This window comes from Pseudomonas sp. B21-019 (genome assembly GCF_024749225.1).
In the GTDB taxonomy this organism is placed as follows: domain Bacteria; phylum Pseudomonadota; class Gammaproteobacteria; order Pseudomonadales; family Pseudomonadaceae; genus Aquipseudomonas.
Window position 1 is genome coordinate 2111613 of sequence record NZ_CP087193.1, and the last position, 17006, is coordinate 2128618.

Below are 17006 nucleotides of genomic sequence, written 5' to 3' on the forward strand. Positions count from 1 at the left end.
AACAGGGGCCCAGCATACTGCCTCGCCGGGGAGGCGCAATACGCAATTGCAGCCATACTTGCCAAGTGCTTTTGAACCGTTCCCTCTGTTTTTCCACAGAGCCTAAAAACAAAAAAGAGACCGACCCATGAAGTTTGAACCTTTTGCCAAATCGCTCATGGCGACCTCATTGGCGCTGAGCTGCCTGATGGCTCATGCGGCCTCCGTCGCCCCGGTCGCGGCCGAAAACGGCATGGTCGTCACCGCCCAGCATCTGGCCAGCCACGTCGGCGTCGATGTCCTCAAGAATGGCGGCAACGCCGTCGATGCAGCGGTTGCGGTGGGTTATGCGCTGGCGGTGGTGTACCCCGCTGCAGGCAACCTGGGCGGCGGCGGTTTCATGACGATTCAATTGGCGGACGGGCGCAAGACCTTCCTCGACTTCCGTGAAAAAGCGCCGCTGGCCGCCACGGCCGACATGTACCTCGACAAGCAGGGCAACGTCATCCCTGATCTCAGCACCCGCGGCCACTTGGCCGTCGGCGTGCCGGGCACTGTGTCTGGCATGGAGCTGGCGCTGAAGAAATTCGGCACCAAACCCCGCAAGGAAGTGATCGCCCCGGCGATCAAGCTTGCCGAAGACGGTTTTGTGCTGGAGCAGGGCGATGTCGATTTGCTGGAGTACGCCACAGACGTCTTCAAGAAAGACATGCGCGACTCGGGCTCGATCTTCCTGAGCAATGGCGAGCCGATGCAGGTCGGCCAGAAACTCGTACAAAAAGACCTGAGCAAAACCCTGCGGGAAATTTCCGAAAAGGGCGCCGACGGTTTCTATAAAGGCTGGGTGGCCGACGCCATCGTCACCTCCAGTCAGGCCAACAAGGGCATCATTACCCAGGCCGACCTCGACAAATACCAGACCCGCGAACTGGCACCCATTGAGTGCGACTACCGCGGCTACCACGTGGTCTCGGCGCCGCCGCCAAGCTCCGGCGGGGTGGTGATCTGCGAGATCATGAACATCCTCGACGGCTACCCGATGAAAGACCTCGGCTACCGCTCGGCGCAGGCCATGCACTACCAGATCGAAGCGATGCGCCACGCGTATGTGGACCGCAACAGCTACCTCGGCGACCCGGACTTCGTGAAAAATCCGATCGCCCATTTGCTGGATAAAAACTACGCGACCAAAATCCGCGCTGCCATCGATCCGCAAAAGGCCGGCGTGTCCCGCGAACTCAAACCCGGCGTAGCGCCTCACGAAGGCAGCAACACCACCCATTACTCGATCGTCGACAAATGGGGCAACGCGGTGTCGGTGACCTACACCCTCAACGACTGGTTCGGTGCCGGCGTGATGGCGAGCAAAACCGGGGTCATCCTTAATGACGAAATGGACGACTTCACCTCGAAAATCGGCGTGCCTAACATGTACGGCCTGGTGCAGGGCGAAGCGAATGCCATCGCCCCTGGCAAGGCACCGCTGTCGTCCATGAGCCCGACCATCGTCACCAAGGATGGCAAAGTCGTCATGGTCGTTGGCACCCCCGGTGGCAGTCGCATCATCACCGCAACCTTGCTGACCATCCTCAACGTGATCGACTACGGCATGAACATCCAGGAAGCGGTGGATGCGCCGCGTTTCCACCAGCAATGGCTGCCGGAGGAAACCAACCTGGAGAACTTCGCCACCAGTCCGGACACCAAGAAGATGCTCGAAAGTTGGGGGCACAAGTTTGCCGGCCCGCAGGACCCCAACCATATTGCAGCTATTCTGGTAGGTGCGCCTTCGCTGGAAGGCAAACCTGTGGGCAAGAACCGCTTCTATGGGGCGAACGATCCACGGCGCAATACCGGGCTGTCGCTCGGTTACTGAAACAGGCGATCATCGGCCACCCCGACTCCCTGGGTGGCCTCGATCCCGGGTAGCAGCTGCCGAGCCCGCGAGGCTGCGTAGCAGTCGTAAAGTCGGTTAGCCACGTTCATTCGGGCAAACCGCATTCGCTGATATGGCGAGCGCTACGCGCTCGAACGCAGCCTCGCAAGCTCGACAGCTGCTACACCGGCTACATAGGCTAGAAGGGAGTTGAAATCCATCGTTCCAGCGACCTGTCTAAGGAAGGAAGCCATGAGCACCGCACTCCTGATCATCGATGTCCAACGCGCGCTGTGCACCGGCGAGTATGAATGCTTCGACATCCAGCGCGTCATCGAAACCATCAACGGCCTCAGCACCAAAGCCCGAGCCGCCAATATTCCGGTCATCCTGATCCAGCACGAAGAAGAGGGCGACCTGCTGCAATACGGCGCCGAAGGCTGGCAACTGGCCGACGGCCTGAAGACGTCACCCAAAGACCTGCGCGTGCGCAAAACCACTCCGGATTCGTTCTACCAGACCCACCTGCATGAACATCTGCAAGAGCTGGACGTCGACCGCCTGATTATCTGCGGCCTGCAAACCGATTACTGCGTCAACGCCACGGTCCGCGAGGCATTATCGCGAGGCTACGACGTGGTGCTGGCGTCCGATGCTCATTCCACGATCGACAATGGCACGATGAGCGCCGAAGACATCATCACCGAACACAACAAGGATCTGGCGCATCTGACCGGTTCCGTGGCGCGGATCGATGTCGTGCGGGCCAGCGAAATTAATATCTGAAAGCATCGGTGGTTACTGGATGTATTTCCCTCTCGCTTCAAATAAAACGGGTGCCGATCATGGCGCCCGTTCTTTGTTCAATCCGCTTGTAGCCGCCGTACCACCGCCTGAAAACGCTCCGACGCAATCCAGTCCGGATCCGCGTCCCCCACCAGCAGCATGATCCCCAGGTAGTGTTCCAGATGCAGCGTAATCGTCTGCCCCTCGACGGCCAGATCCCAATAACGCTGGTCCAACCCATTGATCTGTGCCGTCCAGGTTCCGCCCAGCCCTCGTGCCAATTCACTGGCGATGCGATTGAACAAATCCCGGTCGGATGTCTGCGAGAGATAAATTTCCCGTGATGGCGGGGGCGACGGATCAGTCATGTTTTACTCCTTGAGAATGAACGTGACTTTACGCTTCCTGCGAGATTTGTGGCGAGCGAGCCAGGAGCTGGACGCCATTACCGCGCCTATGGCATGGTCAAAATGACAGGCCATGCAGCGAGTGAGATCAGTACGATGGAGGAGGGTGATGAGGTCGGCGCCAAGATGTCGATGGCAACGCTGAGAGCATTCAATCATTGCGTGTTGCACCTTGGTCGCCTTGCTCGGGATCGCGGTGCATCCGGGTTCATCGCCGAAGGCCTGCAGGCATTCCGTGAACTGCTGCCCTTCGCTTCCGCCTGGTGGGGTGAGATGTCCGCGTCGGACGTTGATGCTCCGCCCAGAAGCTGGATGCACGGGCGAATCAATCTGCCCGAGTCGTTTGCCGCCGAATGGCACAAGAGTGCGGGCAGCGACAGATTTTCCCATGACACCCTGAGCCGACCCGGTGAGGTCGTGCGTGACAGCGGGTTCACCGACCCCGATGTAGAAGTGGACGCGTTCGCTCGGCGCCACGCCCTCTACCACCTGATGTGCATCACTTTCGAGTTACCCGAAAGCGGCTTGATGTTCTTCGTCTGTCTCTACCGAGGCATTGAAGCTCCGGCGTTCAACGACAGTGAGGCGGAGCTGTTTTCGGCATTCTGCGACCATCTGTTGCAGCTCTGGCGATTTCAGGTGCAGGACATGATCCGCTTCGATACGGGCAACGGGGCGTCTGACTTTGGCGTCGCGCGCATGGACGGCAGCCTGCTGTACGTGGGGGCCACGCTGTGCGCAGCGATTGAGCGTGAGTTGCCAGGGTGGGGCGGTTCAATGCTTCCCGCGCAGGTGATCGCGCAACTGCCAAAGGCACCCTGCGTGATGCGCCTGGGCCGCTGTGCACTGACACTGAGCCCTAACGCCGAGCACGTCATCCTGTCACTCGAAGCTCAGTCGCGGGGAGCGGTGCTTGCGCCTCGCGAGCGGACGGCAGCGATGCTGTTCGCCGCCGGTCATTCCTACAAGGAGATTGCCAAAATCCTTGCCTTGAGTCCCGCGACGGTGCGCACCTACCTGCGCAACTGCTACCTGCAGCTCGGCGTGAAGAGCAAGGTGGAGCTGGGTTCCGTGCTGCGTTCGCCGACCTCGTTTGCGGATGCAGCGCGTCGCGATTAGGTGCGGTCAAGTTGCCTCACCCTCCTCATTTGCAGAGGTCCATCCAACCGCTGCGCTCTATATCGTGTGCCCTGCATATCAGGGGCTTGCGGCAGTTCGTTCGGGCCACTTCCAGAACTATAAAAACAGAGGTGAGGCAGTTGAAACTTTCCCGGTTGTTTATGGCCGTTGCGACGACAACGGCATTTTCTTGCATGGCGCTGGTGGGGTGTCAGACACACGGTTCGACACCGGCTGACATGGTGATGCGTAACGGCTATGTCTACACCGTCGATGGCAAGAACTCCGTGCAGCAGGCGATTGCCGTCACGGGTGGGAAGATCGTTTACGTGGGCAGCGATGAAGGGGTTGCCGCGTACATCGGCACGCAGACACAACTGATTGATCTGGCGGGACGCATGTTGATGCCCGGCTTCGTCGATGCACACATGCACCCGGGGGACGGCGGTCGCGCCATGACCTTGTGCGACCTGAAATACCAGACGATGACCCGTAAGGTTTTCCAGCAAACCATTCAGGCATGTCTGGATGCCGACAAGGACAAAGGCCCGGATGTCTGGCTTGAAGTGGGCAGCTGGGACCGCATGGGCATGACCGGGCTTGACGGCGATCCCGACAAATCAACGCTGGACGCGCTCAAGACCACTCGCCCGATCCAGGTCCGCTCCACCGATTTCCACTCCGTGCTGACAAACTCCCGCGGCCTGGCGGTCGCTGGCATCAACAGGCACACGACCAATCCGGGGGATGGCAAGTACGTGCGTGACAGCGCCGGCAACCCGACCGGGATCTGCGAAGACGGTGCCGCCGATGCCATGGCCGCCGTGGTGCCGCCAGCCACCGACGCCGAGAAGCTCAACCAGACCCGCGCAGCGCTCGATGCCATGCGCCGGCAAGGCATTACCAGTTTCTTCGATGCCTTGTCGGGGCCGGAAAATGGCAAAGCGTTCACCACCTTGCAGCAGTCGGGCGAGTTGACCGCACGGGCCTTGCTGGCAATCAAACTCGACCCTGCCGCCGCCGCGGCAGACCCGGCGAAGACCATTGCCGAGGCCAAGGCATTGGCCAACACCTACGATCAGGGCGAAGCCAAAGTCGCGCCGGGGGTGAGCATGCGCCACGTCAAATTGTTCATGGACGGCATCATCAACGCGCCAGCGGACACCGGGGCGATGTTGACCCCGTACCTGCGCAATACCGGCACCGATGCCGCGCCCAAGTGGACATCAGGCAACAACGTCGGCGAGCTGTATTTTCCTGCGCAAGTACTCAATCCGCTGCTGCTGAAGGCGGTCCAGGCCGGCCTCGATCCGCACCTTCACGCCACCGGAGACCGAGCAGTGCGTGACTCGTTGAACGGTATCGAATACGTGCGCCGGCAACTGCCGGGCAATGGCTTTCGTCCGACCATTACTCACGCCGAGTCGGTGGACCCCGCCGACTATGGGCGCTTCAAGGCGCTCGACGTGACTGCCAACATGTCCTTCCAGTGGGCCCAGCAGGCGCCGTCCACGGTCGACGGCACCAGCGAACATCTGGGAGTCGATCGCTTCGCCCGCATGGAGCCATCGGGCAGTATCAGCCGTGCCGGTGGCCGGGTGGCGTATGGCAGCGACTGGCCCGTCGACCCGCTCGACGAATTCCTTGCGCTGAAGATTGGGGTCACTCGCTCAGGCGATCCGCTTAACCCGCACAGCTATGGTCCAAAATATGCAGGCAGGTTGAATGCTGCCCCGGCGTTGTCGCGCGCTGATGTGTTGAAAAGCATCACGATGAACGCTGCCGAGCAGTTGCGACTAGACTCGGTCGTTGGCTCGATAGAAGTGGGTAAGTTTGCTGACGTGATCGTTCTGGACAAGAACTTCATGCAGGTGCCCGAGGATGAACTGGCCCGCAATGACGTGCTGCTGACGGTGGTCGGCGGCAAGGTCGTATGGGCCAAGGCGCCGTTCGTTGGTTTTGAACAACGGGCGACTCAAGTAGCCGTTACTGAACAACAAAAATAAAAGCACGCGTCTACTCCATTAGAAGAGAACAAAAAAATGACCAAGGTCAGCGATACACAGCAGCGAAGTCCCCTGATCGAGACACGTTCGATCGATTACATTCCCGAGGCCGAGCGCCATGGCAGCCTCTACAGCCAGTTCACCCTGTGGCTCGGCGCCAATCTGCAGATCACAGCGATTGTGACCGGCGCGCTGGCCGTGGTGCTGGGTGGCGATGTGTTCTGGTCACTCATTGGTTTGCTGATCGGTCAGTTGCTCGGCGGTGCGGTGGTGGCGCTGCACGCTGCACAAGGACCGAAGCTCGGGCTGCCGCAGATGATCTCCAGTCGCGTGCAGTTCGGTGTCTATGGGGCGGCGATTCCGATTGTGCTGGTGTGCCTGATGTACCTCGGCTTCAGCGCCACCGGCGCGGTACTGTCGGGGCAGGCGATTGCTCAGTTGGTCCATGTCAGCGACAGCGCCGGCATCCTGATATTCGCCACCTGCATCGCGTTTCTGACCCTCTTCGGTTATCGGGTCATCCACCTGGTGGGCAGGGTGGCGAGCGTGCTGGGCATCATCGCCTTCGTGTATCTGTTTACCCGGTTGATGACGCTCAACGACATCGGTCTGTTACTGGAAAACCGCCATTTCGGCTGGAGTACTTTCTTGCTGGCGGTGTCTCTTTCCGCATCCTGGCAGATCGCGTTCGGCCCTTATGTGGCCGACTACTCACGCTACCTGCCGAGCAAGACCTCGTCCTGGAAGACGTTCACCGCCGTCGGCCTGGGGACGGTGGTGGGTGCTCAGGCTTCCATGGTGCTGGGGGTATTCGCCGCTGCGTTGGCGGGCGCAAATTTTCGTGGACATGAGGTCGCCACCATCGTCGGGTTGGGCAGTACCGGGGTGATGGCCTCCCTGCTGTATTTGAGCGTGGTGTTTGGCAAGGTCACGGTGTCGACCCTCAACGCTTATGGCAGCTTCATGTGCGTGGCCACCATTATCAGTGGCTTTCGTCGTGGCTTCGAAATATCCGCCGGCAAACGCATGCTGTTTGTGCTGGCGATTGTCGGCGCGTCCACCACGCTCGCGCTGCTGGGGCAGTACTCGTTTCTGAGCACGTTCAAGTACTTCATCCTCTTTCTGCTGACGTTCTTCACGCCGTGGAGCGCGATCAATCTGGTGGATTATTACTTCATCAACAAGGAGCGCTATGACATCCCGGCGTTGTCCGACCCGGCGGGGCGTTATGGCCGTTGGAATGTGTTGGGGATCAGCGTGTATGTGCTCGGTGTGTTGGTCCAGCTGCCTTTTGTCGACACTCACTTCTACTCCGGACCAATGGTCGCGCAGCTCGGCGGTGTCGATATTTCCTGGATCGTCGGGCTGGTGGTGCCGGGCATGCTCTATTACTGGCTGGCCAGGACATCAGCACTTGCGGTGTCGGTCGAGCGCAGTTCGCAGGCTTGAATGCCCGGTCATCAAAGGGGGCAGGGCGGGCGCGCGGCTAACTACCGGGTCCTCAAGCGTCTCCTATACTGATCCGCGTTGACGGTTCAACACAGACACCGAATGCCGCCGGAACAGCAGCCAGCGTTCCGGCGACTTCCCTACGACTCAACAGTAAGGAGAACGAACATGGCAATCCGTATTGGCGACGAAGCACCGGACTTTACCGCTGAAAGCACCGAAGGCCCGCTGCATTTCCATGAGTGGATCGGTGACAAGTGGGCGATTCTGTTCTCGCATCCCAAGGACTTCACCCCGGTGTGCACCACTGAGCTCGGCTACATGGCGGGGCTCAAGCCGGAGTTCGATAAGCGCAACACCAAAATCGTCGGGCTCAGCGTCGACCCTGTCAGTAACCATAAGACCTGGGCCAAAGACATCGAAGAAACCCAGGGACATGCGGTCAACTATCCCATGATCGGCGACGAGAACCTGGTGGTGGCGAAGCTCTACGACATGATTCATCCGAATGCCAGTGGCGGCGCTCGGACTGCCGTGGACAACGCCACGGTGCGTTCGGTGTTCATTATCGGCCCGGACAAAAAGGTCAAGGCGATGCTGATCTACCCGATGAGCGCCGGGCGCAACTTCGATGAAGTGCTGCGTCTGCTCGATTCTCTGCAACTGAACGCCAAGCACACCGTTGCCACGCCGGTGAACTGGCGTCCGGGCGAGGACGTCATCATTCCCACTTCGGTCTCCGATGAGGATGCCAGGAAGAAATACCCGGATGGCTTCAAGACGCTCAAACCTTATTTGCGCACCGTGGCGCAACCGAAGTAACCCCTCTGTTCGGAGACCACCCACATGGCCGTCCAGGTCCTGCGCGTTGATGCAACCCACATCGACAAAGTCGCCAGTCTCTTCGACGCCTATCGAGGCTTTTACGGCCAGCCCTCGAACCTGATGCAGTCCCGCGATTTCATCGCAGAGCGCATCGCCAGGGATGAATCGGTGATTTTCTTCGCCGAGGACTCCGCGGGCGAAGCGCTCGGCTTTGTCCAGTTGTACCCGACGTTCTCCTCCATCGATGCCCACCGCACCTGGTTGCTCAGCGATCTCTTCACCACACCTGCCGCCCGAGGCAAAGGGGTAGGGACGTTGCTGATGAACACCGCCCGAGCCTTTGCGCTGTTGACCGGCGCCAAGGGCATGGTGCTGGAAACGGCCACGGACAATCACCTCGCGCAACGGTTGTATGAGTCATTGGGCTATGTGCGCGATACGGGTTACTACACCTACTGTCTCGACTTGAAGTAGGCGCAAACTTGTGGAAACGAGCCTGTGTGGCGAGGGGGCTTGTCGGAACGCCGCATCGCCCCGTTCGGCTGCGTAGCAGTCGTAAAACCATTGCATGCGGTGTACCTGATATACCGCGATTGCAGGTTTTGGGGCCGCTTCGCAACCCAACGGGGGCAAGCCCCCTCGCCACACAAGTCTGCGGTGTTCAAGCCCCTAACTGACTGACCCCAGCGCCAGCCATTTTCTATGGACGGTTCGAAACCCTCACTCAAGGCGCGCCAAACAGCATCGTCCAATAAACCCCTTTGTTGCTGCGCGAATCGCTGGCATACGCCGCGCCGACCTGGGTAAACATTGGGTTCATCAGGTTGGCGCAATGCCCGGGGCTGGCCAGCCAGCCGGACATCGCCTGGCTGGGCGAGCCTTGCCCGGCGGCGATGTTCTCGCCGATCTGCCGGCCGCGGTAACCGGCGGCTTTGGCGCGATCCGCCGGCATATCGCCGTCGGGGTCCTGGTGGGCGAAGTAGTTGCCGTAGGCCATTGCCTTGCTGTGCCCTTGAGCGGCGGCGCCCAAGGCGGGATTCCAGGTTAATGGCCGTGCGGCGGCAAAACGTTGGCGCCCACACATGCGTGGCCTGGCCCTTGCCGCGTTGACCTGCGCCAGCAACGTCTTGCCCGCGGCGCGCGAATCGCCGATACGCCCGTCGAGTACCGGTTGCGCCAGCACCACCCGCCATTCGCTGCGGGCACGAGTGACGCCGATGTCGGCGTATTGGGTATCGAGCAGCGCCCCACAGTAATCGCTCTGAAGCATGTCGAACGCCTCATCGGCGTCTTGCGCGCCGACCAGGCGGATGGTCCGCACCGTTACAGCCTGATAGCCGTTAGCCTTCAACCCCTCCCGCAAGCCACCGCCATAGCCGATCGGCAAGGACAAGTCCGATTTCAGCGCCAGTGGCCGTAACGGCCTGACCGCACGCCCCGCGCAGCGGTCGGGATCGGCGCGGTAATCGTTGATGACTTCCACCAGTTGCCGTTCCCCACTGGCATGGGCGGGGCTGGCGAACAGCGGAAACAAAGGCATCAGGCACAGCGAAATAAAGCGGCAGCAGCGGACAGTCGGGCGCATGAACAGACAGCTCTGATGAGTTGACGACGATAAGGGTGGGATAAAGATGAGCAATAACCGCATGAGCGCTTCTTTGGGCGAGCGTCTTTTACGGCACGGCTATGACTGCGGGTCTCAAAACTGGTTCACGAAGGGAACAGACAAATTTGACGGCTACGCCGAGAGGGCTGATTCAGACGGGTCACGAGTCTGGGACAGCAGATGCTCGTACTGGTAACGTATTGACATCATCCAGGTGTACAGGGACATGACTAAAACCAAGGGCGACAAGGATTGGGTCAAGCGCTCGGCGCAGCCGTTGAAGATAGAGCGCATCGAAGCCTTTTTTGGCGGCCATGGCTTTACGCCGCATCGCCACGATACTTACGCCATCGGGCGAACGCTGTCGGGTGTGCAAAGTTTCCAGTACCGCAAATCCCAGCGCCACAGCCTGCCTGGTAAAACCATCGTCTTGCATCCGGACGAGGTGCATGACGGTGAGGCTGGTACCGAAGCGGGTTTTCATTACCGGATGATCTACATCGAACCTGCCTTGATTCAGCAGGTGCTGGGCGGCAAGCCGTTGCCATTTATCGAGGGTGGCTTATCGAGCGACCCACGGCTGGGTGCCGCAACCCAGGTACTGCTGCAAAACCTCGACGCTTGCATCGAGCCCCTGGAAGAAGACGATGCCATTTACGATCTCGCACAAGCGCTGGATGCGATCTCGGGTCAGCGTGGGCGGCGCAAGTCGTTTGATTTTGCAGCAGCCGAGCGCGCGCGTGCGCTGATTCATGACTCGCTGGATCGAGTCATTACCCTGGATGAGTTATCCCAGGCGAGTGGTCGAGACCGCTGGAGCCTGAGCCGTGATTTTCGGGCGCTGTACGGCACCAGCCCCTATCGGTACATGACCCAGCGCCGGCTCGACCTGGCAAGAGCATTGATGATTGGGGGCCACTCGATGGCAGAGGCGGCTGTATGCGCAGGTTTTTTCGATCAAAGTCACATGACGCGTCAATTCGTCCAGACCTACGGCGTCTCCCCCGGTCGGTGGCTGAAGAGGTTGGGCCTTGATTGAGCAGGGGCTCGGCCAACTTGCACAATCATGCAATACGCAGCGTTAGGTCATCCTTAGAGTCAGGGCTCGATATCTTGTCCAGTGAGAGCGACTCAAATGAATTCCCAAGCCTGCACCGCGATTAACTTTGCCGAAAAATATGCCTTGTTCAGCGAGCAATGGACGCCCAAGGTCATCGCCGAAATGAACGACTATCAGTTCAAAGTGGTGAAAATCGAAGGCGACTTTGTCTGGCATTCCCATGCTGATACCGATGAAGCCTTCATCGTCCTTGAAGGCGAGCTTCGCATCGATCTTCGGGAGCGGGCCGTCGTGGTTGGGCAAGGAGAAATGTACGTCGTCCCCAAGGGCGTCGAACACAAGCCTTATGCAGAACGCGAGGTGAAACTGTTGCTGATCGAGCCGCGAGGTGTGCTGAATACCGGTGATCAAGCCGGGGAAAGAACCGCAATGAATGATGTGTGGATCTAGACGTTTTGGTGGTTTTTGCCGGCCTTTTCGTTGAAACGATTCGATGGAGGCCGGCAAAATGCCTCTCGTCGGGAGATAAAGCAGCTATTGCGCACTTTTCAGCTATTCTTGCGGCATCTGGAGGGTGCCATTACGTGCTGGCACACGATGCGCAGGGAAGGGAAAGACAAATGGATGATGTGCATTGCGTGCAAGTTATCGCTGTGACTGGCGGTAAAGGGGGCGTGGGCAAGACAACGGTAGCGGTTAACCTCTCGTTGGCGTTGGCGAAAATGGGGCGGCGCGTCGTATTGCTGGATGCCGATCTTGGCCTGGCGAATATCGATATTCTGCTGGGGCTGACTCCGCGCTACACACTGGCCGATGTTCTCGAAGGGCGTTGCGAGCTGTCCGAGGCACTCATGCCTGGGCCTGGAGGCATTCGTGTGGCCCCGGCTTCTTCTGGTTTGCAGAACATGACTCATCTGGAGCCTGCGCAATACCGCGCGCTGATCCAGGCCTTTAGCGATATCGGCGACAAACTGGATGTGCTGATCATCGATACGGCCGCCGGTATCGGTGGCTCAGTGATCAATTTCATCCGCGCGTCTCAGGAAGTGCTGGTGGTGGTGTGCGATGAACCCACCTCGATCAGCGGCGCCTACGGGCTGATCAAATTGCTCAACCTGAACTACGGTCTGCAGCGTTTTCGCGTGCTGGCCAACATGACGGGCAGCCCGGCGGAAGGTCGCAACCTGTTTGCCAAGCTGGAAAAGATTACCGAAATGTTCCTGGATGTCTCGCTGCAATACGTCGGCGCGGTGCCGAACGACGAAAGTGCGCACAAAGCCGTGCAGAAGGGACGCGCAGTGTTTGAAGCCTTCCCGCGCTCCAGGTGCGCTCAAGCTTTCCAGGCCCTTGCTCACAACGTCGACAGCTGGCCATTGCCGACTCATCCGAGAGGGCACGTGGAGTTCTTCGTTGAGCAACTCGTGCAGAATTCCGGCAGGTGAGGCTGTCGACGGCGGCAGCCCATCGTTAGCTCAGCAGCGAAACGTGTTTCACAGCTTGTAGCCAATCTGCCGCAACAAATTCTTGCGCCACAGGATGTCTTCGTCGCCTTCAATGCCATTGGCACAGAAGCCATCCACGACGCCCAGGATCGCGCGTCCCTGTTCCGTCTCGGCAAGAATCACTTCGGTTGGATTGGCTGTTGCACAAAAAATGCGGCACACCTCTGGCACCATTTTGACGGCGTTCAACACGTTCAGCGGATAGAAACCGTCGCCGAGGAAAATGATGAAGCTATGGCCGGCGGCAATGGCTTGCGCGTTTTTCTGGGCCAGCTCGATCATGGCGGTATTGGTGCCAGACCATCGCACCAGGCATTTGCCGGAGGCTTCACAAAAAGCCACGCCAAACTGGATACCTGGCACGGCGTTTATCAACGCTTCGTGGAGGTCTTCAACGGACTTGATGAAGTGCGTCTGACCAAAAATGAAATTCGTCGCTTCCGGTTTGTCGATTTTCAACGTGATGAGTTGCATCTCAAACGCCTCCTGTCACGATGTCGCGGACCGGCATCGGGCCTCTATTCAAGCCGGGACGATCTCCTGCTCCTCTGGCTGTGTCTCCGGGTGGATGCGAACATCACCCAGTCTCCTTATGGTTGACTTGGGCAAGGTCGGGGCATCCAGAAGAATCGAATCAATGCGCTTGCGGATGTCCAGCACGATCGGGCCCAGGATAGCCTCGTCCTTGCCGCTGGCGATTTCGTCCTGAATCTCGCGAGACATCGCACCGAGCTTCTCGGAGGTGTCTTTATGCCCGGCAGCCCGGGTGTCAAAGTTCAGGAAGGTCTGCACTGAACTCAGCACCAGGGTCAGCAGTGAAAGGATGCCGGCTGCATATTGAAGCCATGCTGGCGATGAGTCACTGATTGAACCAAAGACGCTGGCGCTGACTATCGCCGACAACACCACGCAAGGGATGCCCAGTTTCCAGCTGAACTTCTCGAAATCCCGGGCACTGATTTCGTGCTCGATCTGCAACCGCACGATCATGCGATTCCATTTGGTCAGTAACTCGAGCCGGCTCATGATTGCAGTCCTTTGCAGGGGAATACAGATGAATATTAGCTCCTATTTGACCACCAGCCAGGGCGCCGGGATTCGGTCTGTGGGCTGTCGTCGTACCTTAACGCGGTTTCATACGATAGGCCGTCGCGCTCCAGTACCGGTTACCATTGCTGGTATGGCGAATCCATCCGGTAGCCTCCAGGTGCTTGGCAATCATTCGATTCATTATTCCATGACCGAGCAGTAAAACGGGCCCTTCGTCGGCAAGGGATTGAAGCCGTTGAGCGGCCGTATTGGCGCGCATTCTGGCCTTACTGGCTGACTCGACCTTCCCCGAGAAACCGCACAACCATAAAACACGAAGAATAAATGCCCACGTAAACGGTGAAAGGCGCGGCAGTGACCATCGTCCATGGGGGAGCTGCGCTTCGCAGAACATATCATCGACAAGGCCGGCTTGAAGGCCTAGCGCTCGAACCGACGTCAGCGCCCGGGGCGCACTGCTCGACACGATCATTCTGGCGGTACGCGCCAGCGCCACACTCGATTGTGGAGCGGGTTGGTCGATGATTTCTGACAGGTCGTATTGCTCGATCCAGCGTTTCATATCGCGCGCTGAAACTTTGTCTTGCACGGCCAGATCTGGCTGGCCATGACGCATCAAGATGATTTCCTTTTCCACTGTTGTTACGTCCTTGTTTTGCTATTCCGTGAGTGGTCGCACCCATCGGAGATTTGAAGGCAAACGACCCGTTTCGGGTCAAACTGCAACGCCTGCGTTGTAGTCCTGTCAGCGATACTCAAGAGGCGGGCGAGCGACAATCATTATGAAGAGGGATAACCACCATGAGCAAGGAGACGGCCGGTTCAAAGGACACTGAGGAGCAAGGCTCTGCCTCTGCGCTGATCGAGGCGAAAATCAAGGCACTGGATGATTGGCGGGGCGAGACGCTCGCTCGGGTTCGAGCGCTCATCAAACAGGCCGACCCCGATGTGGTCGAGGAGTTGAAGTGGCGGGGCGTTCCGGTGTGGTCGCATGCCGGCATCATCTGCACCGGCGAGACGTACAAGAATGCCGTGAAGATGACGTTCGCCAAGGGCGCCTCGCTGGAAGACCCTTCAGGACTGTTCAACGCCAGCCTCGATGGCAACACCCGGCGTGCCATCGATATTCATGAGGGCGACCGGATTGATGAAACAGCCTTGAAGGCGCTGATTCGCGCCGCCGTGGCGTTCAACATGTCGTAGCGCCGTTCAGTCGAGCACAGATTCCGGTTCATCCAGGTGATCGATGTGCTTGAAACGCTCGACCAGAAAATCGATCAGGCTGCGCACTCGCGCCGACAGGTGCAACTGTTGCGGGTAGATGGCATAGACATCGGCGCGGGTCGGTGTCTGGTCCTCCAGCACCAGGCGCAAGCGGCCACTGCGCACGTAGCGGGCGATGTCCCATTCGGCCCGCAGCAAAATCCCATGACCTTCCAGCGCCCAATTGAGAGCCACTTCACCGTCGTTGCAGCCTAACGCGCCACGCACTTTGATGTTTTGCGTGCGCCCGCCGTTGGTAAAGCTCCATACGCCGTAGGGCGTTTCGTTTTGCCGCAGGAAGATGCAGTTGTGTTGCTGTAAATCCGCCAGGCGTTGCGGCACGCCATGCTTTTCCAGGTACAGCGGCGAGGCGCAGAGCAGGCGGCGATTGGAGGCAATCTTGCGCGCATGAAAGGCCGCGTCCGGCAGCGTGCCGAAACGAATGCCCAGGTCAAACCCGTGAGTTGCCAGGTCGAGCGGGTGATCGCTGATTTCCAGCTGTATTTCCACCTCCGGGTATTGCGCGAAGAACGCGCCCAATGCCGGGCCGATGTAGCGACGACCGAAACCCAAAGACGCGTTGACGCGAATCAGGCCTTTCGGCGTTGCACGACTGCTGCTGATGAGCTGCTCGACCTCATCGATCTGCGTCAGGATGCGCGCGGCATGGGAAAAATACAGCTCACCTTCCGAGGTCAGGCTCATCGAGCGCGTGGTGCGGTTGACCAGGCGGATGCCCAGCCGTGCTTCCAGCGCGCTCAAGCGTTTGCTCACCGCCGGCGGGGTCACGCCCAGCTCTCGCGCCGTCGCCGCGAGGCTGCCTTTGTTGGCCAGCAGGTAGAAAAAAGACAAATCCAGGGTCTGGCTCATTGGTAACTCAAATTCATCTATGTAGTGATTTGGAGTAACTCACGCTCATTTGCTCACTACATATACTCCGCTCACACCCTGATTGAACACCCCCGTTCGACAGGCACAACAAGAACGTAACGAGAGTGGAGTTGATGATGAGCGCATACAAAATTGCTGCGGTTCCAGGTGATGGCATCGGCGTGGAAGTGATCGCCGCGGGTGTCGAGGTGCTGCAAGCCTTGTCGAAAAAGTCCGGCTTCGAACTGGCCTTCAAACACTTCGACTGGAACTCGGATAACTACCTGAAAAACGGCTACTACATCCCGGAAGGTGGCCTGGAAGAACTGAAAACCTTCGATGCGATTTTCTTCGGCGCAGTCGGTGCGCTCAATGTGCCGGATCACATTTCCCTGTGGGGCCTGCGCCTGCCGATCTGCCAGGGCTTCGACCAGTACGCCAACGTGCGTCCGGCCCGCGTACTGCCAGGGGTGAAAAGCCCACTGCACAACGGTGATCAGATTGACTGGGTGGTGGTGCGGGAAAACTCCGAGGGCGAATACTCCGGCAACGGCGGTCGCGTGCACCGGGGCCTGCCGGAAGAAGTCGCCACCGAAGTGTCGGTGTTCACCCGTGCCGGGGTCGAGCGCATTCACCGTTTTGCTTTCGAACTGGCGCGCAGCCGTCCGCGCAAGCACCTGACCATGGTCACCAAATCCAACGCTCAGCGTCACGGCATGGTGTTGTGGGACGAGATCTTCTACGAAGTCGCCAAGGACTTTCCGGACGTGAAGATCGACAAGGAACTGGTCGACGCCGTAACCACGCGCATGGTGCTCAAACCGTCGACGCTGGACGTGATCGTCGCCACCAACCTGCACGCCGACATCCTGTCCGATCTGGCCGCCGCGTTGTCCGGCAGCCTGGGCATCGCGCCGACCGCCAACCTCAACCCGTCACGCAAATTCCCCTCGATGTTCGAACCGATCCACGGCTCGGCCTTCGACATCACCGGCAAAGGCGTGGCCAACCCGATCGCCACATTCTGGACCGCGGCAATGATGCTCGAGCACCTGGGCGAAGCGGCCGCGGCGAAACAGCTGATGTCGGCCATCGAAGCCGTGACCGAAAGCGGTTTGCATACCCCGGATCTGGGCGGCACGGCCACTACCCGGCAGATCACCGATGCAGTCATTGCGTTGATCAACCGCTGATATTTTCCCCCGATT

General features: G+C 59.2%; 18 protein-coding genes. 12 read left to right on the forward strand and 6 right to left on the reverse strand.

Going from position 1 to position 17006, the window contains the following annotated elements:
- Positions 1-127 precede the first annotated feature (127 nt).
- Positions 128-1855, forward strand: a complete 1728-nt coding sequence (gene ggt / locus LOY36_RS09385) for a gamma-glutamyltransferase (RefSeq protein WP_086945328.1) — start codon at positions 128-130, stop codon at positions 1853-1855.
- A gap of 252 nt (positions 1856-2107) precedes the next feature.
- Entirely contained in the window at positions 2108-2641 is a 534-nt protein-coding gene (locus LOY36_RS09390) for a cysteine hydrolase family protein (RefSeq protein ID WP_258673019.1), read from the forward strand.
- Between the two features lie 77 nt (positions 2642-2718).
- Here LOY36_RS09390 and LOY36_RS09395 read toward each other — a convergent pair whose 3' ends face one another.
- Positions 2719-3009, reverse strand: coding sequence for a DUF3630 family protein (locus LOY36_RS09395; RefSeq protein ID WP_258673020.1), 291 nt, complete (start codon positions 3007-3009; stop codon positions 2719-2721).
- Between the two features lie 135 nt (positions 3010-3144).
- Between LOY36_RS09395 and LOY36_RS09400 the strand changes: the two genes are divergently transcribed.
- From LOY36_RS09400 to LOY36_RS09420, 5 genes are all read left to right on the forward strand, one after another.
- A complete protein-coding gene (locus LOY36_RS09400) occupies positions 3145-4167 on the forward strand; it encodes a helix-turn-helix transcriptional regulator (protein WP_258674160.1) in 1023 nt (340 codons plus the stop codon).
- A gap of 140 nt (positions 4168-4307) precedes the next feature.
- Positions 4308-6173 (forward strand): amidohydrolase, encoded by a 1866-nt coding sequence (locus LOY36_RS09405; protein ID WP_258673021.1) that lies wholly within the window; start codon positions 4308-4310, stop codon positions 6171-6173.
- A 36-nt stretch (positions 6174-6209) separates the two neighbouring features.
- On the forward strand, positions 6210-7622 hold the full coding sequence (locus tag LOY36_RS09410) for a cytosine permease (protein WP_258673022.1): 1413 nt from the start codon (positions 6210-6212) through the stop codon (positions 7620-7622).
- A 168-nt stretch (positions 7623-7790) separates the two neighbouring features.
- Entirely contained in the window at positions 7791-8444 is a 654-nt protein-coding gene (locus tag LOY36_RS09415) for a peroxiredoxin (RefSeq protein ID WP_018928249.1), read from the forward strand.
- A 24-nt stretch (positions 8445-8468) separates the two neighbouring features.
- Positions 8469-8921, forward strand: a complete 453-nt coding sequence (locus tag LOY36_RS09420) for an N-acetyltransferase (protein WP_258673024.1) — start codon at positions 8469-8471, stop codon at positions 8919-8921.
- A 250-nt stretch (positions 8922-9171) separates the two neighbouring features.
- Here LOY36_RS09420 and LOY36_RS09425 read toward each other — a convergent pair whose 3' ends face one another.
- Positions 9172-10032: a CAP domain-containing protein gene (locus LOY36_RS09425; RefSeq protein ID WP_258673025.1), complete on the reverse strand. Its 861-nt coding sequence runs from the start codon at positions 10030-10032 to the stop codon at positions 9172-9174.
- Positions 10033-10279: 247 nt separating this feature from the next.
- On the opposite strand from LOY36_RS09425, the gene LOY36_RS09430 reads away from it, so the two are divergent.
- The 3 genes from LOY36_RS09430 to LOY36_RS09440 all read left to right on the forward strand — a co-directional run bounded on the left by LOY36_RS09430 (position 10280) and on the right by LOY36_RS09440 (position 12555).
- On the forward strand, positions 10280-11092 hold the full coding sequence (locus LOY36_RS09430; protein ID WP_258673026.1) for an AraC family transcriptional regulator: 813 nt from the start codon (positions 10280-10282) through the stop codon (positions 11090-11092).
- Between the two features lie 96 nt (positions 11093-11188).
- On the forward strand, positions 11189-11563 hold the full coding sequence (locus tag LOY36_RS09435) for a cupin domain-containing protein (protein ID WP_258673027.1): 375 nt from the start codon (positions 11189-11191) through the stop codon (positions 11561-11563).
- 170 nt (positions 11564-11733) lie between these two features.
- On the forward strand, positions 11734-12555 hold the full coding sequence (locus LOY36_RS09440; protein ID WP_019649494.1) for a MinD/ParA family protein: 822 nt from the start codon (positions 11734-11736) through the stop codon (positions 12553-12555).
- A 48-nt stretch (positions 12556-12603) separates the two neighbouring features.
- Here LOY36_RS09440 and LOY36_RS09445 read toward each other — a convergent pair whose 3' ends face one another.
- The 3 genes from LOY36_RS09445 to LOY36_RS09455 all read right to left on the reverse strand — a co-directional run bounded on the left by LOY36_RS09445 (position 12604) and on the right by LOY36_RS09455 (position 14302).
- Positions 12604-13089, reverse strand: a complete 486-nt coding sequence (locus LOY36_RS09445) for an adenosine-specific kinase (RefSeq protein ID WP_019582007.1) — start codon at positions 13087-13089, stop codon at positions 12604-12606.
- A gap of 48 nt (positions 13090-13137) precedes the next feature.
- Positions 13138-13641, reverse strand: coding sequence for an SLATT domain-containing protein (locus tag LOY36_RS09450; protein ID WP_258673028.1), 504 nt, complete (start codon positions 13639-13641; stop codon positions 13138-13140).
- 97 nt (positions 13642-13738) lie between these two features.
- Positions 13739-14302, reverse strand: a complete 564-nt coding sequence (locus LOY36_RS09455) for a histidine phosphatase family protein (RefSeq protein WP_258673029.1) — start codon at positions 14300-14302, stop codon at positions 13739-13741.
- Between the two features lie 164 nt (positions 14303-14466).
- Here LOY36_RS09455 and LOY36_RS09460 point away from each other — a divergent pair, with 164 nt between their 5' ends.
- The gene (locus tag LOY36_RS09460) at positions 14467-14868 is read left to right on the forward strand and encodes a DUF1801 domain-containing protein (RefSeq protein WP_258673030.1); all 402 of its coding nucleotides are present in this window, start codon (positions 14467-14469) and stop codon (positions 14866-14868) included.
- A 6-nt stretch (positions 14869-14874) separates the two neighbouring features.
- Here LOY36_RS09460 and LOY36_RS09465 read toward each other — a convergent pair whose 3' ends face one another.
- The gene (locus LOY36_RS09465; protein ID WP_258673031.1) at positions 14875-15798 is read right to left on the reverse strand and encodes a LysR family transcriptional regulator; all 924 of its coding nucleotides are present in this window, start codon (positions 15796-15798) and stop codon (positions 14875-14877) included.
- A gap of 137 nt (positions 15799-15935) precedes the next feature.
- Between LOY36_RS09465 and LOY36_RS09470 the strand changes: the two genes are divergently transcribed.
- A complete protein-coding gene (locus LOY36_RS09470) occupies positions 15936-16991 on the forward strand; it encodes a tartrate dehydrogenase (protein WP_007935426.1) in 1056 nt (351 codons plus the stop codon).
- Positions 16992-17006: the final 15 nt, after the last annotated feature.